Raw genomic sequence first — 24,663 nt, forward strand, 5'->3', positions numbered from 1 at the left:
TCCGGCGGTTTCTGGAGTCCATTCGATGAGATCGGTGAAACTGGTCGAAGAGCTGCTGAGCTCGGAGCGCGGCTTTCCGGACCGATGGTACGTCACCAATGGGGAGCGCTCGGTCGGGCCGGTCAAGCTCGACCAGCTCGCGCGCGGCATCGAGAGCGGCGTGGTCCCCCTCGATAGCTTCGTCCGCAATGAGGCGTGGACCGTGTGGTGCCCGCTGTCCGACATTGCGACGGTCACGGTCGCCGCCACGGCGACGCCTGCGGAGCAGCCGGAGGAGGGCTCGGCGGCGGATGACGACGACGACACGCTTCCCCTGTCGTCCCAGCAGACGCCCCAGCCGAGGACGCCGCGCCCCGGCCCGGCTGCGCGCTCGGCCGCGCGCTCTGGAGCGGCTCACCGCTGAGCGATGGCTGCGCGCGCGGACCGCGCCCGGCGCGAGCTGCGCGCGCCGCGGGGCGAGCGCGGCCGGAAAACGGGAAGTGGAGGGCCGTTCTCATGCTGGCGGTTTCGGGCGAACACTGCGAACACTGCGAACACTAACCGATTCGCAGCGCCCAGGCGATCCACGGATCGCGCGCTCCTCTGGACCGGAGCGGCTCACGCGGGCGCAGGGCTGCTATGCTCCGCCGCCGTGTTCCCCACGAAGAGACCGCGCCGGCTCCGTCGTTCGCCCGCCCTCCGCGCCCTGGTGCGCGAGACAACCATCCATCCGGGAGATTTCATCCTCCCCCTCTTCTTCAACGAGGCGCTCGACGCGCCTCGGCCGGTCGGGACGATGCCGGGCGTCTCGCAGCTGCCCGTGAGCGCCGCGGCAGCGCAGGCGCGGCTCTGCAAGGAGCTCGGCATCGGCGGGACGATCCTGTTCGGGCTCCCGCGCTCCAAGGATGCGTCGGGTACGAGCGCTTACGACCCGGACGGGCCCGTGCCGCGCGCCGTGAAGGCGATGAAGGAGGCCGTGCCGGAGCTGCTCGTGATCACCGACGTGTGCGTGGACGAGTACACCGATCACGGCCACTGCGGCCTGCTCCGGCAGGACGCGTCAGGGGCGGTGGACGTCGACAACGACGCGACGCTGGAGGTGCTCGCGCGGGCGGCGGTGGTCCACGCCAGGGCGGGGGCCGACGTTGTCGCGCCGAGCGACATGATGGACGGCCGGGTCGCCGCGATCCGGCGCGCCCTCGACGCCGAGTCGCTGACGGGGACGGCGATCCTCTCCTACGCCGTGAAGTACGCGTCCGGCTTTTACGGGCCGTTCCGCGAGGCGGCCGACTGCGCGCCCAAGTTCGGCGACCGGGCGGGCTACCAGATGGACCCCGGGAACGCCCGCGAAGGCCTGCGCGAGGCGGCGCTCGACGAGGAAGAGGGGGCCGACATGCTCATGGTCAAGCCCGCGCTCGCGTACCTCGACGTCATCGCGCGCGTGCGCGAGGTGACGACGCTGCCGCTCGGCGCGTACAACGTCAGCGGCGAGTACGCGATGATCAAGGCCGCCGCGGAGCGCGGGATGATCGACGAGAAGCGCGCCGTGCTCGAGCTGCTGACGTCGATCCGGCGCGCCGGGGCGGACTTCATCCTCACCTACCACGCGCTCGACGCCGCGCGCTGGCTCGGCTGAGCGATGCGGAGCCAGGGCGCCGGCGGGAACGCCGCGCAGCGCTTGAGATGGGCCGTCGCCTGGGCGATGGGCGCGTCGATGGCGTTCGCGGCGGGGTGCTCGCCGAACAGGTGCGACCGATCCGAGGAAGCGAACCCGCCGATCGAGTTCGTCGAGGCCACACCGGAGGGGGGCATCTACGAGACCTCGGCGCCGGACGGCGAGCTCCTCTTCTTCCCGGGCGGCATGCGGTACGCGCTCAAGCATCACCTCGGCGCGCGCCCGCGGTGGTGGCAGCTGTACCTGTCGTTCGAGCGCGACGGGACGAAGGGCGGCGGGACGCTGGCGCAGGCGGCTGGCAACCAGGCCGAGGTGCCCTGCGTGGACGACCAGCACCTGATCGTCGTCAACGGCAGCTGCTCCGAGTACTGGCTGCGGGTGGTCGCCGGGGGCGCGATCGGCGCCGATGACGGTGCGACCGGCGCCGCGGGAGGCGCGACCGGCGCCGACGGTGATGGGATGGGAGCCGCCGGGGGCACCGTCGTCGGCAGGTGCTTCGGCGACGGCGCCGATCCCGGCGGGGGGAGCGCGGAGCCCTAGGGCCCGCGCTCCTAGGCGTGCGCCGCTGCCTGCCGGGCGAACTGCAGCCGGTAGAGCTTGCTGTAGACGCCGCCCGCGGCGAGCAGGTCCTCGTGCGTGCCCTGCTCGACGACGCAGCCCTTGTGGAAGACGACGATGCGATCGACGGCGCGGATCGTCGAGAGGCGGTGCGCGATGATCAACGCGGTGCGCCCCTCCATGGCTCCCTCGAGGGCACGCTGGAGGCGCGCCTCGGTGTCGCTGTCGACGTTGGCCGTGGCCTCGTCCAGGATGAGGAGCGGCGGGTCGCGGTAGAGGGCCCGGGCGAAGGCGATCAGCTGGCGCTCGCCGGCGCTGAAGTTGCTGCCGCGCTCGAGCACGGGGGCGTCGAGCCCGCCCTCGCGCCGCTCGAAGAGGTCGAGGGCGCCGATGCGGTTCAGCGCGCTCACCACCTTGGCCCGATCGGGGATCGCGTCGCCGGCCGCGATGTTGGTGAGCACCGTGCCCGGGAACAGGAACACGTCCTGAGGGACGACGGCGAACTGGCGGCGCAGCTCGTCGCGAGGGTACGCGCTGACGTCGCGGCCGAAGACCCGCACGACGCCCTCGTCCACGTCGTAGAGGCGGAGCAGCAGCGACGCCACGGTGCTCTTGCCGGCGCCGGTCGCGCCGACCAGCGCGACCTTCTCGCCGCGCCTCGCCGCGATCGACACGTGCCGCAGCACAGGCGCGCCCGGCTTGTAGCCGAAGCCGACGTTGTCGAGCTCGAACGCGACGCCCTCGTCCGCCGCCCTCGCCGCGTCGCCGCCGCTCGTCGCCGCCGCCGTCGCGTCCTCGTCCTTGTTGTCGAGCAGCTCGAAGACGCGCTCCGCGCCGGCCATCGCGGACTGCAGCAGCGTGTACCGAGCCGAGAGATCGCGGATCGGGACGAAGAACATGTCGATGTAGGCGACGAAGGCGAACAAGGTCCCGAACGAGATCTCGTCCTTCAGGCTGTTCACGCCGGCGTACCAGAGCACCGCGGCGATGCAGACGCTCGAGACCATCTCGATGGCGGCGTCGAGCGTCGCGTCGAGCACGATCGAGCGGTTGTTCGCGTTGCGGTACGCCGCGTTGATCTCGTCGAACTCCTCGGCCGAGCGCTCCTCCCGGGCGTAGGCCTGCACGACGGCCATCCCGGACACCTGCTCGTTGAGGTACGCGTTCATCCGGGCCGTCTTCGCCCGCACCTCGCGGAACGCGTCGCGCATCCGCCGCCGCGTCCAGTTGACGCCGAGGGCGACAGGGGGGACCGCCGCGAAGGCGAGCAACGACATGCGCCAGTCGAGCGACACCATCACCGCGACGATGACGGCGAGCCGGAGGAGATCGCCGAACGCGTTGAGCGCGCCGGACGCGAACATCTCGCCGATCGCGTCCACGTCGTTCGTCACGCGCGTGACGAGCCGGCCGACCGGCGTGCGATCGAAGAACCCGAGGCGGCGGGTGTGCAAGAAGCCGAAGACGCGCACGCGCAGGTCGGCCATCGCGCGCGCGCCGGCGAGCTGCATCAGGTAGAGCTGCGGGAAGGCGAGCGACTGCTCCAGGACCATGACGCCCGTGAGCAACAGGCCGCTGCGCGTGAGGTGATCGAGCCCGCCGGGCGTGTCGAAGGCGTCGAGCGCGTCGCGCATGATGAGCGGGCGCAGCAGCGCCAGCAGCGCCGTGACGACGAGCAGCGCCAGCGACAGCGCGAGGTGCGTGCCCTGCGGGCGCACGAACGGCCACAGCCTCAGCAGCATGCGCGCGTCGTACGCCTCGCCGAGCCGTGACTCCTCGTGGAACCGGCTCAGCACGTCCTCCGTGCGGCTCGCCTTCGCCGCCCCGCGGCCCTTGGCCGTGGCCGCCTGCGGCTGCCGCCGCGGGCCCGCGCCCGCCTCGCCCGCGGCCGAGGCGCCGCTCGATTTCGACCGCATCGTCGCGCTGTCTCCGTGAGCCGGCTGTGTCACGAGAGCCCCACCGGTTGCGAGGACGGCGACGCCTCGAAGGTCGCGAGATCCTCTTCGAGCTGCTGCTCCTCGGCGAACGACGCGTAGATCCCGCCCGCGCGGACGAGGTCGTCGTGCGTGCCGCGCTCGACGACCCGACCCTGCTCCAGCACGACGATCGCGTCACACCGCCGCGCGGCCGCGACCCTGTGGGTGATCAGGATGACGGTCCGTCGCGCGGCCTGCCGCTCGATCGCCTCGAGGATGGCCTGCTCGGTCTTCGCGTCGACGGCGGAGAGCGGATCGTCGAGGACGAGGACGTTCGGCTCGCGCACGAGCGCGCGCGCGAGCGCGACGCGCTGGCGCTGCCCGCCGGACAGCTGCACGCCACGCTCCCCGACCACCGTATCGAAGCCGTCGGGGAGCGAGAGCACCTCGTTCAGCACCTCGGCCTCCGCGGCGGCCGCGCGGATCGTCTCGAACGCGGCCGGCGAATCCGGATCGTCGAGGGAGTAGCCGATGTTGCGGGCCACGGTCGTCGAGAAGAGGAACGCATCCTGCTGCGCGTAGCCGATGCTCGCGCGCACGGTGTCGAGCGGCAGGTCGCAGATGTCGACGCCGTCGAGGAGCACAGCGCCGCGGGGCGTGGGCATGAGCCTGGCGAGCAGCGTGGCGATGGTGCTCTTGCCCGAGCCGGTGCGCCCGACGATGGCGAGCGAGCTGCCCGCTTCGACCTCGAAGCTCACGCCGTCGACCACCTTCCTCGCGCCGTGGGAGAACGTCAGGTCCTTGACGGAGATGGCGCCGTGGACGACCTCGGGGGAGGGCATCGGGCCGCTCACGACCTCGGGGATGGCCTCGAAGATCGCCTTGAGCCGGTCGTAGCCGGCGCGACCGCGCTGGACGATGGCGGCGACGAAGCCGAGGGCGAGCATCGGCCAGGTCAGCCGCAACAGCGCCAGCCAGAACGAGACGAAGTCTCCCCGCGTCATCTGCTGCTCCAGCACGAGCCGCCCGCCGTACCAGAAGACGATGAGCACGCCGACGGAGCTGATGGCCCCCATGAGCGGCGCCATGGATCCGCGCAGCTTGGCGAGCGCGAGGCTCTTCTCGAGGTAGCCCTGGTTCGTGCTCGTGAACGCGGCCATCTCGGACGCCTCGAGCGCGAACGAGCGGACGACCCTGACCCCGGCGAGGCTCGCGAGGACGCGGTCGCTCATGGCGCCGATCGCCTCCTGGTTGTCGCGGGTGCGGACGAAGAGCTTGGTCGAGAACGACCGGGTGACGAGCATCAGCGCGGGCATCGTCAGGAGCGCCGCGAGCGTGAGCCTCTTCGAGATGTGGAGCATCACGTACAGGGCGCTCGTGAACGCGAAGATCGAGCCCACGACGTTCAGCAGGCCGAAGCCGAGGAGGAGGCGGACCTGCGTCAGATCGTTCGTCGCCCGGCTCATGATGTCGCCGGTCGGCATCTTGCGGAAGAACGCCGGCCCGAGCTTGTGCAGGCGCGCGAGCAGGATCGCCCGGAGCTCGTACTCGACGTTGCGGCCCGCCGTGAAGATGGTGACCCGCGAGAACACGCGCATGATCGCGGCGCCCACGCTGACCGCGAGCATGAGGAGCGCCGCATGCGCGGCCTCGCTCGACTGCGCCTTCACGGCGGCGTCGACGGCGTCCTTGACCAGGAAATCTCGCCTGGCCATGAGGAACTGCTGCGCAGCGAGCAGCGCCGCGCCCGTCAGGTAGAGCGGAAGCTTGTGGCGGAACTGCGCGCCGAGGCCGACGGGGTACGTTGAGGGATCGCGCTTGAGCATTGCGTGGGGGGGGAGGGCCGCGCGGCGACGCTCAGCGCGCCTTGCGCGGCGTCGGCGCGAGCGGCTTGCGGTGCGACGTCGAGAGCGCGGGCCGATCTCTTCCGTCGACCACGAGCTCGAGATCGTCGAGCTCGAGCCTCGTCGAGAGCAGGCCGAGCAGGACGCGCGCGCCGCCGCGCCCATCGAGCTCGCTCACCACGCCGATCTTGTCGCCGAAGGGGCCTCGTCGCACGCGGACGCGGCTGCCCTTCTCCAGCACGCCGCCCTTGGCGGGATCGGGCGCGACCTTCGCGGCTGCTTCTGGCTCGCCGGACGGACCACGCTGCGCTCGCGGCGCGTGATCGGCCGAGGGCCTCTGCGGAGCCTCGGCCTTCGCTTGCGGCTCCGCTTCGCCGTGCGGCGCTCGCCGGGCCGGCGCGCCGCCCTCTCCGACCCGCTTCAGCGCTGGCCGCGGCTCTCCGCCGCGGCCAGCTCCGGCGCCGGCGTTGTTCGGCGACTTGAACAGCGTCGCCAGGGTCGGCCGGCGGGCGGGCAGGGCGGCCTCGACGCGCTCATCGCCGCGCGCTCGAGCCTGCTCCATCGAGCGCTCTCGCGCTCGGGCCTGCTCGGAGCGCCATCGCTCGTTCTCGGCCTCGATCTCGGCGTGGGCGCGCGCCCGCTCCTGCTCGATGCCCTCGAGCTTGCGGTCGAGCGCGATGCGGTCGTTCTCGCGCGACCACGCGACGAGCCGGTAGATCGGGGCGAGCGCGACGAGCGCGTCCTCGAGCTGCTCATCGAGGATGTCGGCGTGCTCGACCGCCGTCTCGCGCGGGACCGCCCAGCCGATCCAGAGCGGCACCTGGCCGTCGGCGGCGCGGCGGAGCATCTCGGCGATCGCGTCCGAGGTGGCCGCGCTGCAGGCCACGCGATCGCCGCCGGCGGCGCCGAACGAGAACTGCTCCGGGAGCGCGTGGAGCGCGCTCGTGAGCTCGGCGGAGAGCGGCGAGGCTGGCGCGCCCGTCGCCTCCTCGGTCGCCGAGAGGCGAGCCCGGAGGTTGTCGACGTCCACCTTCGCGTCCGGGTGGACCGCGAAGCACACCTGCACCTCGCTCTCCGAGATGCGCAGCGCGAGGAACGCGTGCCGCGTGAAGGGGCTCGGGTCGTCGATCGCGTCGGAGATCGAGCGGCCGCGGTCGAGGAGGCGATCGAGCTCGTCGCGCGCCGCCTGGTCGCGCCAGAAGAAGACCCACTGGCAGTCGGCCCGGTGCTTGTTGCGGATCGACGGGTGCTCGTCCGACCCATGGACGTCGACCGAGATGCCGAGCTCGGCCAGCCGGGCGACGACGCCGCGCGCCCAGGCGAGCGCGCGCTGCTTCACCTCGAGGCGGGGGCGTGAGTAGGCCTTCGAGGTCGCTTTTTCGGCGGCGTACGCGTCGAAGTCACGAGCGGTGAGGTGCAGGGAGGGATGGCTCATTGCTTCGACTGGTTGCGATGCGCGGCGTGGGCGGATGCTGCTCGTGGTCCGTCACGGAAGGAGCTGTGCTCCTCGTGAAAGTCGCGCGGATGGTATCGTGAGGAGCTTCGAAATCAAAGCTCCGCGCCGCGCGATCGATCCTGGCGTTGCGTGGAGGCGGCACGCTTGACCGCCATGACAAGCATGTCACCGTAGGCACTCCCGTGCCCCATCAAGAGGGCGATCCCACCGATATCACGTAGAACCCCGCGTAAATCGCGCTTCTCCAGCGCAGCGGGGCAGCTCCCGGGCGCTCCAGTCACCCGAGTCATCCGAGTCACCCGAGCCCGTGAGCCTGCGAGGCCCGTCGGCCTGACGAAAGAGGAATCATGGAACAGCATCGAGACGAGCACATTGTCTGCGCGAGCTGCGGCACGTCGTTCCTATTCTCGGCTGCGGAAGCTGCCGTCTACGCCGAACGGAAGCTCGCGGCCCCGCCCAAGCGGTGCCGGACTTGCCGCCGCGCGCGCAAGGACAATCGAGGGGAGAGCGGATCGCCGGCTCGCGCAGCGGAGCGCCAGCGCCCTGGCCCGGCCCGGGGTGCCGGGGGGCATCGCGGCCTGGCGCGCGCCGACGGCCAGCCTCGGAAGCCTCGCTACACGGGTGATGTGAACGAGTACCGCAGCCCGATGCAGGACGCGTACTCGGGGCTGACGCCCGCATGGGCGGCGCCGAGCCACTACCCGAGCCGCCCGCGCGGCGGCGCGCCCTTCCGAGATGACGGCAACTACCGCGCCCCCTCGTTCGCCGGTGAGCGCCGCGCTGCCGCGCCGAGCCGCGGCCCGGCGCAGCAGCCTCGCGCGCCGCGCACTCGTCCGACGTTCTCGATCACCTGCAAGTCGTGCGGCTCCGAGGGCGAGGTCCCGTTCAAGCCGGTCGAGGGCCGCGACGTGTTCTGTCAGGCGTGCTACCGCGCGCGCAAGCCTTCCTGAGAGACGCCTCCAGCGACGCGCAGCCATCGCGCTGCGGCACACCCCCGAGCGCCGGTCGCTCCTCGTGCGGCCGGCGCGGCGCGGCCGCGCCTCGGGCGGGCGGAGCTAGAGGCTGATCTCGCAGGCGAGCTCGGAGGTGAAGCCGAGCTCGCCGAGCGTGATCGTGACCTTCACGCCGCCGCCGGACGCGCGGCGCGCTGTCTCCTCGACCATCCCCACGACCCACAGCCGGAGCGGCAGCGAAGCAGGGTCGAAGTCGCCGATGTGGAGCGTGACCCGCCCGGTCGGGCCCGTCGCCACGCGCCACGAGCCGAACGTGAAGAGCCGCGACCAGATCGAGGTCCCGCGGCGCATGAGCGACGCGATGTCGGTCAGCGGGCGGGCGAACAGCGTGCGCACGAGGCTGTGCAGCTCGCCGCCCACGCCGAGCCTGCCGATGTCGCGCCAGCGCTCGAGATCGCGCAGGACCAGCGATGTCGCGAGCTCCATGTAGGCGTCGAGCGCCTCGAGCTCGTACCCGACGAGCGCGTTGATCGAGTCGTGCTTGAAGTCGTCGGCGTAGCGGAGCGGCATCTGCGAGACGACCTCGTCGCGCGCGCTCCTCCCGTACTCATCGACGATGGTGCGATCGACGCTCCGCAGGACGGGGCCGCGCACCTGGTACTGCCCGGCGAAGCGCGCCGGCAGCGGCCGGACCGGGGTGACGTTGGGCCGCCGCGTGTCGCGTGTCCGGTTCATCAAGGCGCCGAAGTCCGCGCTGCGGACGGTCGGCTCGGCCCGGTGCCCGAGGTCGGCGCTGCGCACCGTGGGCAACGACTCGCCGCGCTGCGAGAGCATCGTGGGCTCCGAGCCGCGGCTCCGCAGCGCGTTCGAGAGCGTCACGCCGGGCGCGGGCTTCGCTGGCTCCGAGGACGACGGCCGCATCCCGGGCGGCGCCTCGGTGACGCGCCCCCCCGGCACGATCGACGGCGAGATGCGCATCGGCGGCGGGGGGTTCACGTCGAACCCCGGGCGCGATCGATCGCGCGAGGACGAGAGGCGGTCGCGCTCGTTCTCCGGAGCGTTCCCCAGGCTCAGGGCCATCCGCCGCTGCACGTTGATCAGCCTGCCGAGCGCCGTCGTCCGCCGGGGCGGATCGGGCGCGACGCGCTCGAGCTCGCGGACGACGTCGCCGGCCGTCTGGAACCGCTTCGCGGGATCCTTTTGCAAGAGCCGCTGCACGATCGCCTCGAGCCGCGGGTCGACGGTCACGCCCGCCGAGGCGAGCGTGGGCACCTCGGCGTGCACGACGCGGAACGCGGTCGCCACGGCGGTCGGCGCGCGGAACGGCCGCGTGCCCGTGAGCACCTCGTAGAGCAGCACGCCCACCGAGAAGAGATCGCTCCGACCGTCGAGCGGCGACTCCCCCGTGGCCTGCTCGGGCGACAGATAGTCGGGCGTCCCGAACACGACGCCCGTGCGCGTCCGCGGCGAGGGGCCATCGGAGTCGAGCACCTTGGCGATGCCGAAGTCGAGCAGGCGGACGACGGCCGAGCCGCGGCTCGGATCGAAGGCGATGAAGATGTTCTCGGGCTTGAGATCGCGGTGGATGATCCCCGCGCGGTGCGCGGCGTCGAGCGCCTCGAGCACCGGGATCGCGACGCCGACGGCGGCCTCCATGTCGAGGCGGCCGAAGCGCGCGAGCGCCATGCCGAGCGACTCGCCGTCGAGGTGCTCCATCACGATGTACGGACCGAGCTCGCCGACGCCGGCGTCGATCACGTCGACGATGTTCGGGTGGCGGATCCGGTTGACCGCCTGCGCTTCCTGGAAGAAGCGGTGGGAGAGCTCCGAGTTGTCCGCCAGCTCCGGGTGGAGGAATTTGATCGCAACGGCGCGACCTGCGAGCACGTGCTCCGCCCGGAACACGTCGCCCATGCCGCCCCCGCCGATGCGCTCCGCGAGGCGGTACTTGTTGTCGACGAGGAGGCCGGGGGTCGGGGGTCGAAACGCCATCTGCTGCCGCTGGCGGGCGAGGGACCAACGTCATGGTCCCCGAGAACACGCGCCCCTGTAAAGGGTTGGGAGGCACGGCCCTCCCGAAAGACCGATCCTATTCCTTCAGTGCACGCCGCGGCTAGGTTACCTGCATCAGGTGTGGGGCGGATCGCAGCGCGAAGCGACTTGCGCGCGGCAAGATCACGGTTCGGGTGCATTCTTCCGCAGTTCGGCGATCTGCTGGGCGATCTCCGCGAACCCGCGGCCCATGGGGAGGGACGCCACGAACCGCGGCGGTACGGACAGCTTCCCGAGGTGGGCGCGCACGTTGGCCACCCCGAAGGTCAGCACGAACGCGGCGAAGGCGACGCCGTCGTTGCCGCTGTCGCCGATGAACGCGTAGCGGTGCCGCGCCCGGGTGGGATCCTCACCGAACCGAGCGGAGAGCAGGCGCACGATCCCCGTGGCCTTGTCGGACGGGTCGTGCGTGAGGTGGAGGTGGACGCTCGAGAGCAGCGTCCTCACCCCCCGCTCGCGCAGCTCGGCGCGCATCTTCCGCACGTCTTCGGGCGGGACATGCCGGTGCTCCCCGATGTCGATGGTAACGTCGGTCACCCTCAGATCGTTGTCGTCCGCGAGCGCCGCCGCCGGAAAACGACGCACCATGTCATTGGCGAGCCCGATGAGCTCGGCTCGACGGGCTCGCCGCGCCTCGCGGTCCAGGTCATCGAGCGTGATGACGCGGCTCGCGCGCGGGGCTTGCCCTTCTCGATGGCCGGCGGCGTCGCTTTCCTCCTCGCGGACCAGTGCGACGGCTCCGTTTTCGACGATCGTCGCGTCGATCGGCCACTGCCGCTGGAGCACCTCGCCCCAGCCGGCGGGTCTGCCGGTGCAGGCGATCAGCGAGAGCCCTGTCTCGCGTAGACGGAAGAGCGCTGCGTACGCCGCCTCGGTGAGGGCGCCGTGATCCAGGAGGGTGTCGTCGAGATCGAAGATCACCCCGGCGAGGGCGCGCGCGACGTCGGGAGGCAGAAGGGAGAGCGGCTTCATCGGGCGATCGTCAGAGCGCGTCGATGCGCGCGATGAGGCTCTTCAGGTAGAGCCCCTCGGGGAAGGCGGCGGGGACGGGGTGATCCCCTCCCTGGAAGTGCCGGTCGAACACCGCGGCCTGCATGCGCGCGTCGCGCGCGCCGAGCGCGAGCACCCGGGTCAGATCGTCGAGGGTCACGGCGCTGGAGCAGGAGCAGAGCACGAGGACGCCGCCCGGGCGCGTGGCGCGGCACGCCCCGGCCGCGAGGCGCCTGTACGCCGTGAGCGCGGTGTCCTTGGTGGCGCGCGTGCCTGCGAGCTTCGGAGGGTCGCAGATGACGAGATCGTAGCCCGCCTGCCTCGACGCGTTCTGCAGCGCCTTGCGGGCGTCGTCGCGCGTGAACTTGATCCGGTCGAGGAGCCCGTTCTCCCGCGCGCACTCCGCCCCGACCTCGATCGCCGTCGCGCTCTCGTCGATCGCGAGGACCTCGCTCGCCCCGCCGCGGGCCGCCGCCATGGCGAACGTGCCGACGAAGCAGAAGGCATCGAGCACGCGCCGGTTGTGGGCGAGCTGCTCGACGCGGGTCCGCAGCGTCCGCTGGTCCAGGTAGAACCCGGTCTTGTGGCCGAGCGCGAGCGGGATCGTGTAACGCAGCCCCCGCTCGACGAACCGGAGCTGATCGAGCGCGGGGTCGCCGCGCACCACGCCCGCGTCGGCGGTGAACCCCTCGAGCTTCGCGAGGGATTCCGGGGTCCTGTCCACGATCGCGCGGGGCGAGAGCGCCGCCTGGAGGGCATCGAAGATCACCCCTTCGCGGCGCTTGATCCCGATCGTCCCGAGCTGCACGACCACCACGTCGCCGAACAGATCGACGATGAGCCCGGGCAGGCCGTCCCCCTCCGCGTGGATCAGCCGGAAGGCGTCGGTCTCATGGCCAGGCGCCCGCGCGGGCAGGCCGAGCTCGCGGCGGTGCAGGATGGCGCGCTCGATCCGGTGCCGGAACAGGGCCGCGTCGATCGGCCTGTCCTCGCGCGTGTACATGCGCACCGGGATGGCCGAGCGCGGGGTGTAGAGCCCGCGCCCGAGCACGCTGCCGTAGGGGTCGGTGACGACGACCTCGTCCCCGGCCACCGCGCCGCCCTCGATGCGCGCGATCGCCTGAGCGAACACCCAGGGATGCCCCGACCACACCGGCCGAACATGACCCTGCTTCAACGTAACCGTAGGCATGGTGGAATCCGATTGGTCTCGATGGTGGCAGGGCTCCCGACGGGGGCGACCGCGCCGTGACCTTTGCCTTGGGAGCTAGTACCCTGCGGAACGGCGCGCGTGTGAACCTTCCGCCACAGCGTGCCGTGGCGGCCGATGCACGCCGGCGTGCTGCGTGGCCATGGTGACGACGATCCCGCAAGATGGTCGATGGCATCCCGGTTGCTAACTTCCCTGCACCGAAGAGGAGTCGCCCGATGCGCCGTTGCTTGACCCATGCCCTTGTTGCGGTGGCGATGACCGCGCCGATGAGCGCGTTCGCGCAGGAGGACAGCAACTGTCCTCCCGGCGCGTGGTTCTGCGAGGAAGTGGAGCCGCCTCGCGATCCCGTCGCGGAACCGCCGCCCGCCGCTCCTGCCGAGGCCGCGCCTGCCGAGGCGCCGCCGCCCCCGCCCCCGCCCAGGGGGGCCGCCCGTCCAGCCCCGCCGGTCGTCGTCTACGAGACCTCGCCGGCGGGCTCGCCTCCCCAGGTGATCGTCGTGACGCCTGGGGCGGCCCCTCCGCCGCGCGTGATCGTGCGCCGCGTGGCGCCCCCGGCGCCGCCCCCGCCGGTGAAGCGGCGCTGGCGGCGCCACTGGGGGATCAACCTCCGCATGGAGGGCGTCATGTTGGGGCGCGAGCACGGCGGAGCGGAGGACGCTGGCATGGGAGGCGTCGGGATCAGCCTGCGCTACCGGCCTGTCCCGGCGTTCGCGATCGATGCGGGCGCCGACTTCCTCGCGGGCACGGACTACAACGGCGACCAGCGGACCGAGGTGCCGCTCTCGCTGAGCGGGATGCTGTTCGTCAACCCGCGCAGCCGCACCCAGTTCTACTTCATGGGCGGCCTGAACATCGCGCATGCCGAGGTCGATCGCTCTTCGAGCGAGGCCGCGGCCGGCGGCGCCGAGTTCGCTCCGGACACGGAGTACGACTATTTCGGCGCGCACGGCGGCATCGGCCTCGAGTTCCGGCTTTCGCCCCGCATCGCCCTGAACGTCGATGCGCTTGGCTTCGTGCGCAGCCGCACGGACGGTGGGCTCGTTCCCGAGTTCACGGATCCCGACACCGGCCGGACGACCAACACGTCGGGCGGGGGGCTCTTCCGCGGCGGGCTCAGCATCTACTGGTGAGCGGCTCGTCATAGCCTCCCGTCCACCCTGACCGCGCGGTGTTCGCGTCCGTTCTGCTCTCGACCAGGCGGTCGCGGTCCGGACCGTCTCCACGCGGTATAACGCACGCATCGTGCCCCAGGCCTCGATCATGCGCGCGCTCCGCGGCCGCGCCCCGCTGTTGCTCGCCCTCGCTGGCGGCGCGACGTTCGCCCTCACGGCGCCGCCGACGGATCTGGTCCCCGCTGTCATCGTTGGGCTCGCTCTGCTGGCGGCCGCCGTCCACGACGCCCCGACGATCTGGCGCGCCTTCGGGCGCGGCGCTGTCTGGGGAACGGCGGCGGGCGTCGTGGGCCTGCGCTTCGTGCCGGAGGTCATCCAGCGGTTCACGCCACTCGGCTCGGCGGCCTCGTACCTCGCGCTGGTGCTGCTCGCGGCCGCCCAGTCGCTGGTCTGGGCGATCTGCGGCGGCATCACGAGCGCGCTCATCCGGCGCCTCCGCGCTCCCCTCGAGCTCGCCTTTGCGACCGGCGTGTTCGCCGCCGTGGCCATCCCGACCGTCTTCGGCTGGACTCCTGCGGGTCTCATGAGCCCCTGGCCGGCGCTCGTGCAGCTCGCCGACCTCATCGGCGAGCGGGGCGTCTCCGTGCTGTTCGCCGTCGGGGCGGCCTTGCTCACCCGCGCTGGCCTGGCCGCCTCCGGGAGAGCGCCGGGCGGGCGGCCGCTCGAGCGTGCGCCCGCGCAGCAGCCGCGGTCCACCCGCCTTCGGTCGTCCCGCGCGATCCTCTACCCGGCGCTCTCGAGCGTCGCGCTGTTCGGGCTGCTCGCGGCTCACGGCGCGCTGCGGATGGCCGCGGTGGAGCGCGCCGGCGCCGGCCTGCCGACCGCGCGCGTCGCGCTCGTCAACCAGGCGGTCGGGCCTCACGAGCGCTGGCAGGCGAAGAACCACCCGCGCATCCTGCGAACCCTGCACGAGCTCACCCGGGAGGCCGAGGCCGGCGGCGCAGAGCTCACCCTCTGGCCGGAGGCGGCGTACCCTTACCCTCTCTCGCACAGCGCCCGGCAGGCGCCGCGCGGCGGTCGCGCGATCGTGGGGCCCGGCATCCGTGGCCCGATCCTCGCGGGGCTCATCACCCAGGCGCCGCCCGTGAAGGCCGCCGACGGCGTCGAGGAACGGAACAGCTACAACTCCGCGACCCTCGTGCTCCCCGATGGGAGCATGCAGCCGACGCAGGACAAGCTGCAGCTGCTCTGGTTCGGCGAGACGGTCCCGGGCGGCGCTTACCTGCCCTGGCTGCGGCGCATCTTCCAGAAGAGCGGAGGGCTCGTCCCGGGCGCGGAGCCGCGCGCCCTCACGTTGCCCCGAGAGCACGGGCCGGCGCTCCGGATCGGGGTGCTCAACTGTTACGAGGACACGCTCACCGGGGTGGGGCGGCGGATCACCGGGGCGCTCGCCCCGAACCTCCTCGTCAACATCACGAACGACGCCTGGTTCACCGGGAGCGCCGAGCCCGAGCTGCATGCGAGGCTCGCGGTCATGCGCGCCATCGAGCTGCGCCGTGATCTCGTGCGGGCCGTGAACCTCGGCGTCGTGTCATGGATCGACGCCCGGGGCGTGGTGCGCAGCCGCGATGAGAGCGCTGCGCCGGGGGTGACCTTCGCGACCCCCTCGGTCAGGGACACGCCGCTGACGCTCTACACCCGTCTGGGCGACGCCCCGATGGCGTTGCTGCTCGCCTTCGCGAGCGTCGCTTGCGCGCTCCGGGCGCGACGCTCCACAGCGAAGGCCCCGCGGCAAGCCCGGGGCGTCGGCTCGGGGGCGCGGCCGCCTGCGGGGCCCCCGGAGCTCGCGCCGCCCGATGCGGCGACGCAAGCTGCGGCCACGGACGCGCCGCTCAGCCGTCCTTGAGCGCCTTGACGGGCGCCGCGCGGAGCTTGCGGCTCGCCGGCTTGCCCTTGATGGTCATCGGCTGCTTCGTGAACGGATTGACGCCTTCCCGGTCCTGCGTGGCCGGGATCTCCTTCGCCTTGATCTTCACGAGGCCCGGAACCGTGACCTCGCCCGGCCCCTCCGGACCGAGCTCTTTCTTCACCAGCTCGCCGAGCGCATCGAGCACGCTGGCCACGGACTTCTTGTCGAGGTGGGTGGCCTCGGCAAGACCGACGATCATCTGCGCCTTGGTCAGCTTGTTCGAACCGGGCATGTCTCCTCCAAGTCGAAAGGGGGCGTCCGTTTAACAAGCGAGGTTTCGCATCGCAAGCGATAACTCATCGCGCCCCCGTCTTCTTTTGCCTCGCGGTGCTGCGACGCGGATCGATTACAGTGATGCTGTTGCTTCGTGACGCCGCCGCGACCTCGAGCTCCCGGGTCAAATCCGTCATTTCCCGTTCTTCTGCGTCGGTCTTGTGGTCGTAGCCGAGCAGGTGGAGCAGGCCGTGCCCGAGCAGCATCGTGATCTCGTCGAGCAGCGGGCGATCGCGCTCGGCGGCCTGCCGCGCGGCCGTGTCGATCGAGACGATCACGTCGCCGAGGAGACCGCGCCACACCGACGGATCCACGGGACCTCGCCGGCCGCGCCTGCGCGCGTCGGCCCCGTTCTGGTCCAGCATCGGGAAGGCGAGGACGTCGGTCGGCTTGTCCTTGCGCCGGTAGCTGCGGTTGAGCTCGTGGATGGCCTCATCGTTCACCAGGGCGACGGAGAGCTCCACGCCCTGCAACGCGAGGTGGGAGAGCATCTTGCCCGCCCGCCGGCGCACGACCGCCGTCGACACCCCCTTGAAGGGCCCTCCCTGCGTCGTGACGGACACGACCGCGGGGGCCGCCGGGCGGCTCCCGCGGCGCTTCGTCCCCGGGCTCTCCTTGCGCTTCTCGGCCACGGGATCGCTATACCAGCTCGGGGATCTTCTTCGCATCTGCCAAGAACTGCGCGAGCCCGACGTCGGTGAGCGGGTGCCTGGTCAGCTGCTTGATGACCTTGAGCGGCATCGTCGCGGCGTGCGAGCCGATCATGGCGGCCTGCACGAAGTGGACGGGGTGCCGTACGCTCGCGGTGAGCACCTGCGTCGAGAACCCGTAGTTCCTGAAGATGGTCACGACCTGCAGGACGAGATCCATCCCGTCCCCCGCGGCGTCGTCGACGCGCCCGACGAACGGCGACACGTACGTGGCCCCCGCCTTGGCCGCGAGCAGCGCCTGGGCGGCCGAGAAGCAGAGGGTCACGTTCGTCTTGATGCCCTCGGAAGCGAAGATCCGCGCGGCCTTGAGCCCCTCGTCGATGAGCGGCACCTTGACCACCACGTTCCGGTGAATCTTCGCGAGCTCGCGACCCTCACGGAGGATCGCGTCCTTCTCCACCGCCACCACCTCGGCCGAGACGGGGCCGTCGACCACCTCGCAGATCTCGGCGATCGCCCGCTTCGTCGGCTTGCCGGCCTTGGCGAGGAGCGACGGGTTGGTCGTGACGCCGTCGATGACCCCCATCGACTGCGCTTCCTTGATTTCCGCGATATCCCCTGAATCGATGAACACCTTCATGATGCTGCCTCCGGGAACCGATGGATCGGCCCTTCGGCGGTGTTCATGCTGGGGTCAGATGCCGAGGAGCAAGGGCCTGACAGGGGCCCTCGCTGCCTCGTTCTGGCTGTCAGGCGGGGCGGGCAGGGGGCGCCGGCTCAGGCCGTCGCCTCGTCCTCGCCGCCATGGCACTTGTTGAACGGCTTGCCGCTGCCGCAGGGGCACTCCTGCTCCTGCATGACGGCAGGCTGCGGGAGCGCGGGGGCCGGGTTCGCGCCGAGCGGGAGGGACTCGTCGTGCTGCGCGACCGCGTCGAGCAGCGCCGCGGCGTGCCGCTCGCGATCCGCAGCCTCGATCTGCGCCTCTTCCTGCTCGGCGCGCCTGACGTTCACGCTGAAGAGCTTCGTGACCACGTTCGAGGAGACGCGGGCCACCATGTTGACGAACATGTTGTAGCCCTCCTTCTTGTACTCCTGCTTCGGGTCCTTTTGCCCGTAGCCGCGCAGGCCGATGCCGTCGCGGAGGTGGTCCATGTCGGTCAGGTGGTCGACCCAGGCCTTGTCGAGCTCCTCCAGGTAGAGGTGGCGGAAGATGCGCAGCGACAGCTCGACGCCGATCTCCTCCTCGCGCTTCTCGTACGCCTTCTCGGCGCGCTCGTAGAGCTCCCGCGCCAGCGTCTCCTGGTCGCCGATGTGCGCGATGTCGTCCGGCAGCTCGACGCCGAAGTGCTCGCGGAAGCCCTGGAAGATGCCGCCCCAGTCCCAGTCCTCCGGCGGCTTGCGGGCCGGGCACGACTCCTCGACCATCGCGCCGATGATCCGGTCCATCAGATCGAGCAGCCGCTCGCGCTGCTCGGTGAGCGCGAGGGGCATGAGCTCGGAGCACTCGTCGTAGATCTCGAGGGCCTTGTCGGCACGCGTCTCGAGCTCGATCTTCACGCCCCAGCGCGTGTAGATCTCGCGCTGCATGTTCTCGAGCTCGACGAACCGCTCCGTCTTCTCGAAGTCCTTTCGCACGATCTCGCGCCGGTTGCCGTCCGCGTCGAGCGGCATCACCGGGTCGTTCGCGAACATGCCGAGCAGGTAGCCGACGTCCGGACGGACGAGCTCCGCGATGGACGCGAGCGGCTTGATCGTCCGCTTCTCGCCCGTCGGCTTCCCCTCCTCGTCGAGGATCTCGGGGGAGTAACGGCCGACGAGCAGCGACTGGCGCATGTCGTAGATCGTCTTGCGCTGCGCGCTCATCACGTCGTCGTACTCGAGCAGGTTCTTGCGGATGTCGAAGTTGCGCTCCTCGACCTTCTTCTGGGCGTTCTCGACGCTCTTCGTCACCCACGGGTGCTCGATGGGCTCGTCGTCGGGCATGCCCATCCGCTCCATCAGGTTCTTCACCCGATCCCCGGCGAAGATGCGCATGAGGTCGTCCTCGAGGGACAGGTAGAACTTCGACGTCCCGGGGTCGCCCTGGCGGCCGGCGCGGCCGCGCAGCTGGTTGTCGATGCGGCGCGACTCGTGCCGCTCGGTGCCCAGGATGTACAGCCCGCCGATCTCGCGCACCTCGTCGCCCTCGGCGGAGCACTCCTTCTTGAGCTCGTCGACCAGGGCCTCGTACGCCTCGGGCTCCGCCTCGGGCTGGCGGTTCTGCTCCTTGAACTTGAGCTTGGCGAGCATCTCCGCGTTGCCGCCCAGGATGATGTCCGTCCCGCGACCCGCCATGTTCGTCGAGACCGTGATGGCCCCTTTGCGGCCCGCCTGCGCGACCACGTAGGCCTCGTTCTCGTGGTGCTTCGCGTTCAGCACGTTGTGCTTCACGCCCCGCTTCGCCAGGATCCGGCTGATCGCGGTGCTCTTCTCGACGCTCGTCGTGCCCACCAGGATCGGCTGGCCGAGCTCGTGCTTCTCGAGGATCTCGTTGATGACCGCGGTGAACTTCTCCTTCTCGGTCTTGTAGACGAGATCCTCGTAATCGACGCGGACCACCGGCTTGTTCGTGGGGATGATGACGCAGTCGAGCTTGTACGTGCTGTGGAACTCCGCCGCTTCCGTGTCCGCGGTGCCGGTCATCCCGGAGAGCTTCTTGTAGAGCCGGAAGAGGTTCTGGAAGGTGATCGTCGCCATCGTCCGGCTCTCCTCCTGGATCCGGACGTTCTCCTTCGCCTCGACGGCCTGATGCAGGCCGTCCGACCACCGGCGCCCCGCGAGGACGCGGCCGGTGAACTCATCGATGATGAGCACCTTGCCGTCGCGCACCATGTAGTTGACGTCGCGCTTGTAGAGCGTGTGCGCGCGCAAGCACTGGTTCAGGATGTGCAGCGTCTCGAGGTTCACCGGATCATAGAGGTTCGTGCCCTTGAGCACCTGGAGCGAGGCGAGCAGCCGCTCCGCCGTCTCCACGCCCTCGTCGGTCAGCGTCACCGAGTGCCCCTTCTCGTCGACGGCGTAATGCTCCTCGTTCCGGAGCTGGGGGATCACCTCGTTGATCGTGCGGTACTTGTCGCTCGAGCGCTCCCCCTGCCCGCTGATGATGAGCGGAGTCCGCGCCTCGTCGATGAGGATGGAATCGACCTCGTCGACGATCGCGTAGTGCAGCGGGCGCTGCGCGTACTCGAGCGCCGAGAACTTCATGTTGTCGCGCAGGTAGTCGAAGCCGAACTCGTTGTTCTGGCCGTACGTGATGTCGCAGCGGTACGCGTCGCGCTTCTCGGCGTCGCCCTGCTGGTTGACGACCACGCCCGTCGACAGGCCGAGGAAGCCGTACAGCTTGCCCATCCACTCGGCGTCGCGCCGCGCCAGGTAATCGTTCACCGTGACGACGTGGACGCCCTTGCCCTCGAGGGCGTTCAGATAGCAGGGGAGCGTCGCGACCAGGGTCTTGCCCTCGCCGGTGCGCATCTCGGCGATGCAGCCGTTGTGGAGCACCATGCCGCCGATGAGCTGCACGTCGTAATGGCGCATCTTGAGCGCGCGCTTCGACGCCTCGCGGCAGACCGCGAACGCCGGGACCAGGATGTCGTCCAGCGTCGCCCCGTTGGCGAGCTTCTCCTTGAACTCCGCCGTCTTTGCTCGGAGCTGGGCGTCCGAGAGCTTCTGCAACTCCGGCTCCATCCTGCCGATCGCCTCGACCCGGGGTCGCATGCGGCGGATGGCACGCTCGTGCGAGGTGCCGAAAATCTTCTTCATCGCCCAAGTGAACATCTTTACGTGCCTTGGCTCCGCGGCGGTCAGGTGGGAGGAGAGGGTCCGGCCGAGGAACGCGAACGTAGTCGCGCCGCGGGCGTCGCGCAATTCCAGGACCGCGCGCGCGGTCGACGACGCCGCCGACGCGATCCGCCCGAGGCTCTGCAGCCCGGGGCCCGTCGCGCGTTCGTCGTCGGAGCCGCGCGCGGGCGAACGCTCGTTCCCGCGCCGCGCGCCCAGCGGACCACGACCGTCCCGGGCCACCGGGGGAGGCGCCCCGGGGCGGCGCGTCACGCCGCGAGGTGGTCGAGTCCTCCCAGTCTCCAGGCGTCAAGCCGTGGTGCACGAGGGGGGACTCGAACCCCCAAGCCTCCCGGCGCCGGAACCTAAAACCGGTGCGTATACCAATTCCGCCACTCGTGCGCGCGGACGCTTGTGGCACCCTACGCCAGCCTCATCAAGCGGGAAAATCAGTTTGCTGCGTTGCGCCGAACGCGTCAGGGCGGGGCAGCGCGAGCGGCCCGGACATGTGGCCCGCGGTACGTCGGACCTGGAGCAACCGGCGGATCGGCGGACCGCACCGCCTTGGCGGGGCCGCAAACCTGGGCTGGCCCGTGCGCACGAACCGCCCACCGACGGCCAGCGACGCGGTGGGTAAGCCGACAGGGTGGGGGGGCGCTCTTCGTCGGGGCGGAGAGGCGCCGCGGAGGGAGCGCGAAATGGGCACAGCGGCGGCCCCGGGGTCGGCGAGGCAGCCTCACCGGCAGCGACGCTCGCACGAGCGCGTTGCCGCCGAGAACAGGGGAAACGAGGCCCAGGCGGCGGCGGCGCCTCGCCTTCGGCACGTGCGTTGCGAAGGGGGGACCGTCCGCGGACGCGGATGCTGCCGCTGAACGACGGAGGGGCGCGCTCGTCGCCGTCCTCGTCGATGCGGCGCAATTCGACTGCAAGCCGCAGGGATACCCGATGACGTACCAACCGAACGTTCTCCTCCTCGATCAGGACCATGTCCTCCGGAGGGCCACGGCGCTCCTCCTCTGCAACCGCGGCGCGCTCGTCAGCCCGGCCGCGACCCTGGAGGAAGCGATCTCCCTCTCCCGCGAGCGCGTCTACGACGTCGCGCTGATCGATCTCGCCCCCGGAACGAAAGGCGCCCGGGAGATCCTGGGCCGCCTGCGGCGCGAGGGCACGATGCCCCGGCGGGTCATCTTCTGCGCCGACGAGCCGGTCTCGTGCGACGGCACGGACGACGTCAGCGAGGTCCTGCTCAAGCCGTACGCCTTCGGTCGGCTGCTCAGCACGATCTTCGTCGACGTCAGCCCCCGGCCCTCCACGCAGTCCGGGATCTTTCCTCGCCTCCGTCTGGTCCAGGGCGAACACGCCGACCTGGAAGGGAGCCGTCCGAGCGCGCGTGGCGCTGCGGCGGGCGTGGAAGGCGTGGGAGGCCACCCCGCCGAGCGGCGCACCTTCATCGAGCCGAACGGCGCCGCGGTGTACAGGCTCCAGCGCAGGCCGCGCAGCGGCCCCTCCGGGCGGACGCTCAGGCCGTCGCGGCGAGCGCCTCGAGGTGCTCGCCATCCCGGATGACGATCCGCCGCCGGTCGAACGCGATCAGGCCGGCGCGCTTCAGCTTGCCGAGCAGCAGGGTGACCGTCTCGCGGGTGGACCCGATCAGCAGCGCGATGTCCGCGTGCGTGAACGGGGCCGACACCAGCTGGCCGGCGGCGTGGGGCTGCCCCCATCGCCGCGCAGCGGCGCGGAGGAACTCGATCAGGCGCGCTTCGACCGTGCAGAGGAGCAGGGAGCCGAGGCGCGCCTCGGTCTCGAGCTGGCGCGCCACGAGCGCCGCCGCGAGCGCGCCGCGGAGCGCTGCGTCGGAGGCGAGCTGCCGCTCGAGACCGGCGAGCGGCACCACGAGCGCGTGCCCCTCGTCGAGCACCGTCGCGCTCTCGGAGGAGACCGTCGCGCCCGCGAGCGCGCCCTCGCCGACGAGGTCGCCAGGCCCGCGGTGCCCGAGCGGAACCACCCGACCGTCGGCGACACGCTCGACCTTCACGCGACCCGCCCCGATCAGGAACAGGTGCCTCGGCGGCGCACCCTGCTGGCAAACGCACTGCCTGCGCGTGAGCCGCTCGACCCTGCCGAGCTCGAACAGCAGACGCCGGCTCGGTGAGGGCAGCGAGGCGAGGGGCGAGCGAGACAGGATCCGCTCCTTCTCGGCATCCTGCGAAGCCCCGCCGCGCACGCCCTCCGCCTCCATCCCGTGTCCGTGCCCGCGCGTAGGTCCGCGCACCTTCGGCTTTCCCATCGCGCCTTCGCCCAACCTTTCGGGATTTCAAGCCTCCCGATCGGCGGCCGATAGTGCAACGATCGGCAGATGGGGGCCAATCCGAACTGGCTACGGGCAGCGCTCCGCGCGGGGCGAAAAATCTTCCGCGGCGAAGACTGAAACCATGTTCAGCGGTGTAGGATGCAAGCCCTGCGCTATTTTTTTGGTGCAGACGTGAAAGCAAGACCCGGGCCGCTGCCCCGTTCGATGCTACGTTGGGGGTGAGGCCACCAATGAGACACTCGATGGCACGAACCTCGCGCAATGCCCCGGCCCCCGTTCGGCGGGTGGCGCTGGCGGCGAACTGAGAGAAGGAGCTCCTCATGGGCATGGAGATGAAGCTCCAGTTCAAGCTGTCGCAGCAGCTTGTGATGACCCCGCAGCTGGTGCAGGCCATCCGGCTGCTCCAGCTCTCACGGCTCGAGCTGGTCGACGAGATCAGGAAGGAGCTGGACGGCAACCCTGTCCTCGCGGACGACATGACCGACCCGAAGGCGCGGGACGGCGACAAGGGGGATCAGCGGGGGAGGAACGCTGACCTGCCGACGGAGCAGCGGCTCGAGAACGGCGAGCGGTTCGACCGAGACACCGACATCGCGGCGCGCGAGACGGAGAAGCGGGTCAAGGAAGTGGACTGGGAGCAGTTCCTGGAAAACAGGCAGCTCCAGCAGGCCATGCCCGCGCACCGGGGCGGCTTCGAGGAGCTGCCGCCGATCGACCAGAACCTGACCAAGCCGTCGAACCTGCGCGACCACCTGCTCTGGCAGCTCCAGATGAGCGATTTCGTCGAGAACGAGCGGCAGTTCGCGCTGCTCGTCATCGGCAACCTCGACGAGAAGGGGTACCTCGACCTCAAGGGGGGCGAACGTCCGGACGGCACGAAGGGGCCCGACATCAGCCTCGTGGACCTGGCGCGGGAGGCGGAGCTCCACCCCGAGGACGCCGAGGAGGTGCTGTCGATGATCCAGCGCTTCGATCCGGTCGGGGTCGCGGCCCGCGACCTGTCGGAGTGCCTGCGGGTGCAGGCGGAGGTGCTCGGCTTCGACGACATCGAGATGGCCATCATCAAGGACCACCTCCACAACGTGGAGCGGCGCAACTTCCCCGCGATCGCGAAGGCGCTGAAGATCCCGCTGGAGGACGTCTACGACGCGGTCCAGGAGATCCAGAAGCTGGAGAGCGTGCCGGCGCGCAACTTCGCCGAGGTCGACGAGAAGACCATCGCCATCACCCCGGACGTGTACGTCATCAAGGACGGCACCCAGTTCGTCGTCACCGACAACGACAAGGGGCTCCAGCGGCTCTACATCAACGAGAACCTCGCCCAGCGGATGCTCAGGGACCCGAAGGCGAAGGAGTTCATCAGCGAGAAGCTCCGGAGCGCGCAGTGGCTGATCCGGGCCATCGAGCAGCGGCGGCGCACGATCATCAAGGTGACCGAGTGCATCGTCGAGAAGCAGCGCGAGTTCCTGGAGCGCGGCGTGGGCTACCTGAAGCCGATGATCCTCAGGGACGTCGCCGAGTCGGTGGGCATGCACGAGTCGACCATCTCCCGCGTGACGTCGAACAAGTACGTGCACACGCCCCAGGGGCTCTTCGAGCTGAAGTACTTCTTCAACTCATCCATCCACCGGGTCGCCGACGAAGACATCGCCTCGGAGAGCGTCAAGCAGGCGATCAAGAAGATCATCGTGGCCGAGGACAAGTCGAATCCCTACAGCGACCAGGCGATCGTCAAGATCCTCGAGGAGACGGACGGCATCAAGATCGCCCGCCGCACCGTGGCCAAGTACCGCGAGATGCTCGGCATCCTGAGCTCGTCGAAGCGCAAGAAGATGTTCTGAGCCGCGGCGGCCGGCCGCGGTCGCCCGCCCCTCCGCCACGCCGATCCTCACGGCC

Annotated in this window: 19 protein-coding genes, 1 tRNA gene and 1 pseudogene; 9 read left to right on the forward strand and 12 right to left on the reverse strand. The window is 70.8% G+C overall.

The window, feature by feature from the left end; all coding sequences use genetic code 11:
- Nucleotides 1-25 precede the first annotated feature (25 nt).
- The 3 genes from WMF22_RS00075 (at nucleotide 26) to WMF22_RS00085 (ending at nucleotide 2,194) form a co-directional block, all read left to right on the forward strand.
- Nucleotides 26-403, forward strand: a complete 378-nt coding sequence (locus tag WMF22_RS00075) for a DUF4339 domain-containing protein (RefSeq protein WP_438034446.1) — start codon at nucleotides 26-28, stop codon at nucleotides 401-403.
- Between the two features lie 228 nt (nucleotides 404-631).
- A complete protein-coding gene (hemB, locus tag WMF22_RS00080) occupies nucleotides 632-1,615 on the forward strand; it encodes a porphobilinogen synthase (protein WP_438034447.1) in 984 nt (327 codons plus the stop codon).
- A 3-nt stretch (nucleotides 1,616-1,618) separates the two neighbouring features.
- A complete protein-coding gene (locus WMF22_RS00085) occupies nucleotides 1,619-2,194 on the forward strand; it encodes a hypothetical protein (protein WP_437297079.1) in 576 nt (191 codons plus the stop codon).
- Between the two features lie 11 nt (nucleotides 2,195-2,205).
- Here the strand turns inward: WMF22_RS00085 and WMF22_RS00090 are convergent, their stop codons facing one another.
- The 3 genes from WMF22_RS00090 to WMF22_RS00100 are packed head-to-tail and all read right to left on the reverse strand — an operon-like array spanning nucleotide 2,206 to nucleotide 7,407.
- Nucleotides 2,206-4,128, reverse strand: a complete 1,923-nt coding sequence (locus WMF22_RS00090) for an ABC transporter ATP-binding protein (protein ID WP_438034448.1) — start codon at nucleotides 4,126-4,128, stop codon at nucleotides 2,206-2,208.
- 29 nt (nucleotides 4,129-4,157) lie between these two features.
- On the reverse strand, nucleotides 4,158-5,954 hold the full coding sequence (locus WMF22_RS00095; protein ID WP_437297081.1) for an ABC transporter ATP-binding protein: 1,797 nt from the start codon (nucleotides 5,952-5,954) through the stop codon (nucleotides 4,158-4,160).
- A gap of 31 nt (nucleotides 5,955-5,985) precedes the next feature.
- On the reverse strand, nucleotides 5,986-7,407 hold the full coding sequence (locus tag WMF22_RS00100; RefSeq protein WP_437297082.1) for a hypothetical protein: 1,422 nt from the start codon (nucleotides 7,405-7,407) through the stop codon (nucleotides 5,986-5,988).
- A gap of 368 nt (nucleotides 7,408-7,775) precedes the next feature.
- Between WMF22_RS00100 and WMF22_RS00105 the strand changes: the two are divergent.
- Nucleotides 7,776-7,916, forward strand: a pseudogene (locus WMF22_RS00105) (zinc-ribbon domain containing protein); the annotation flags it as partial.
- A 138-nt stretch (nucleotides 7,917-8,054) separates the two neighbouring features.
- Nucleotides 8,055-8,378 carry a CxxC-x17-CxxC domain-containing protein gene (locus tag WMF22_RS00110; RefSeq protein ID WP_437301700.1) on the forward strand — a complete coding sequence of 108 codons (324 nt, stop codon included), beginning with the start codon at nucleotides 8,055-8,057 and terminating at the stop codon, nucleotides 8,376-8,378.
- A gap of 105 nt (nucleotides 8,379-8,483) precedes the next feature.
- Here the strand turns inward: WMF22_RS00110 and WMF22_RS00115 are convergent, their stop codons facing one another.
- The 3 genes from WMF22_RS00115 to WMF22_RS00125 form a co-directional block, all read right to left on the reverse strand.
- Complete coding sequence (locus WMF22_RS00115; RefSeq protein WP_437297083.1) at nucleotides 8,484-10,373, reverse strand: serine/threonine-protein kinase; 1,890 nt, start codon at nucleotides 10,371-10,373, stop codon at nucleotides 8,484-8,486.
- A gap of 183 nt (nucleotides 10,374-10,556) precedes the next feature.
- Nucleotides 10,557-11,405, reverse strand: a complete 849-nt coding sequence (locus WMF22_RS00120; protein ID WP_438034449.1) for an HAD family hydrolase — start codon at nucleotides 11,403-11,405, stop codon at nucleotides 10,557-10,559.
- A 10-nt stretch (nucleotides 11,406-11,415) separates the two neighbouring features.
- Nucleotides 11,416-12,615 (reverse strand): class I SAM-dependent rRNA methyltransferase, encoded by a 1,200-nt coding sequence (locus WMF22_RS00125; RefSeq protein WP_437297085.1) that lies wholly within the window; start codon nucleotides 12,613-12,615, stop codon nucleotides 11,416-11,418.
- A 236-nt stretch (nucleotides 12,616-12,851) separates the two neighbouring features.
- On the opposite strand from WMF22_RS00125, the gene WMF22_RS00130 reads away from it, so the two are divergent.
- Complete coding sequence (locus tag WMF22_RS00130) at nucleotides 12,852-13,766, forward strand: outer membrane beta-barrel protein (RefSeq protein ID WP_437297086.1); 915 nt, start codon at nucleotides 12,852-12,854, stop codon at nucleotides 13,764-13,766.
- Nucleotides 13,767-13,878: 112 nt separating this feature from the next.
- The gene (gene lnt, locus WMF22_RS00135; RefSeq protein ID WP_438034450.1) at nucleotides 13,879-15,654 is read left to right on the forward strand and encodes an apolipoprotein N-acyltransferase; all 1,776 of its coding nucleotides are present in this window, start codon (nucleotides 13,879-13,881) and stop codon (nucleotides 15,652-15,654) included.
- Here the strand turns inward: lnt and WMF22_RS00140 are convergent.
- The 5 genes from WMF22_RS00140 to WMF22_RS00160 form a co-directional block, all read right to left on the reverse strand.
- On the reverse strand, nucleotides 15,641-15,949 hold the full coding sequence (locus tag WMF22_RS00140; protein ID WP_272097071.1) for an HU family DNA-binding protein: 309 nt from the start codon (nucleotides 15,947-15,949) through the stop codon (nucleotides 15,641-15,643). The genes lnt and WMF22_RS00140 overlap by 14 nt on opposite strands.
- A gap of 64 nt (nucleotides 15,950-16,013) precedes the next feature.
- Nucleotides 16,014-16,658 carry an rRNA maturation RNase YbeY gene (ybeY, locus tag WMF22_RS00145; protein ID WP_438034451.1) on the reverse strand — a complete coding sequence of 215 codons (645 nt, stop codon included), beginning with the start codon at nucleotides 16,656-16,658 and terminating at the stop codon, nucleotides 16,014-16,016.
- Nucleotides 16,630-17,280 (reverse strand): fructose-6-phosphate aldolase, encoded by a 651-nt coding sequence (gene fsa, locus WMF22_RS00150; protein ID WP_437297089.1) that lies wholly within the window; start codon nucleotides 17,278-17,280, stop codon nucleotides 16,630-16,632. Before fsa ends, ybeY begins: the two co-directional genes overlap by 29 nt.
- 137 nt (nucleotides 17,281-17,417) lie before the next feature.
- Nucleotides 17,418-20,453 carry a preprotein translocase subunit SecA gene (gene secA, locus WMF22_RS00155; RefSeq protein ID WP_437297090.1) on the reverse strand — a complete coding sequence of 1,012 codons (3,036 nt, stop codon included), beginning with the start codon at nucleotides 20,451-20,453 and terminating at the stop codon, nucleotides 17,418-17,420.
- A gap of 320 nt (nucleotides 20,454-20,773) precedes the next feature.
- A tRNA-Leu gene (locus tag WMF22_RS00160) sits at nucleotides 20,774-20,858 on the reverse strand.
- A gap of 543 nt (nucleotides 20,859-21,401) precedes the next feature.
- Here WMF22_RS00160 and WMF22_RS00165 point away from each other — a divergent pair.
- Nucleotides 21,402-22,022 carry a response regulator gene (locus tag WMF22_RS00165; protein WP_437297091.1) on the forward strand — a complete coding sequence of 207 codons (621 nt, stop codon included), beginning with the start codon at nucleotides 21,402-21,404 and terminating at the stop codon, nucleotides 22,020-22,022.
- Here the strand turns inward: WMF22_RS00165 and WMF22_RS00170 are convergent.
- Nucleotides 21,976-22,743: a Crp/Fnr family transcriptional regulator gene (locus WMF22_RS00170; RefSeq protein WP_437297092.1), complete on the reverse strand. Its 768-nt coding sequence runs from the start codon at nucleotides 22,741-22,743 to the stop codon at nucleotides 21,976-21,978. The genes WMF22_RS00165 and WMF22_RS00170 overlap by 47 nt on opposite strands.
- Nucleotides 22,744-23,087: 344 nt before the next feature.
- Between WMF22_RS00170 and rpoN the strand changes: the two genes are divergently transcribed.
- Entirely contained in the window at nucleotides 23,088-24,608 is a 1,521-nt protein-coding gene (gene rpoN / locus WMF22_RS00175; RefSeq protein ID WP_437297093.1) for an RNA polymerase factor sigma-54, read from the forward strand.
- Nucleotides 24,609-24,663 lie beyond the last annotated feature (55 nt).

It is taken from the genome of Sorangium sp. So ce204 (assembly GCF_051526795.1).
Taxonomy (GTDB): Bacteria; Myxococcota_A; Polyangia; order Polyangiales; family Polyangiaceae; genus Sorangium; species Sorangium cellulosum_B.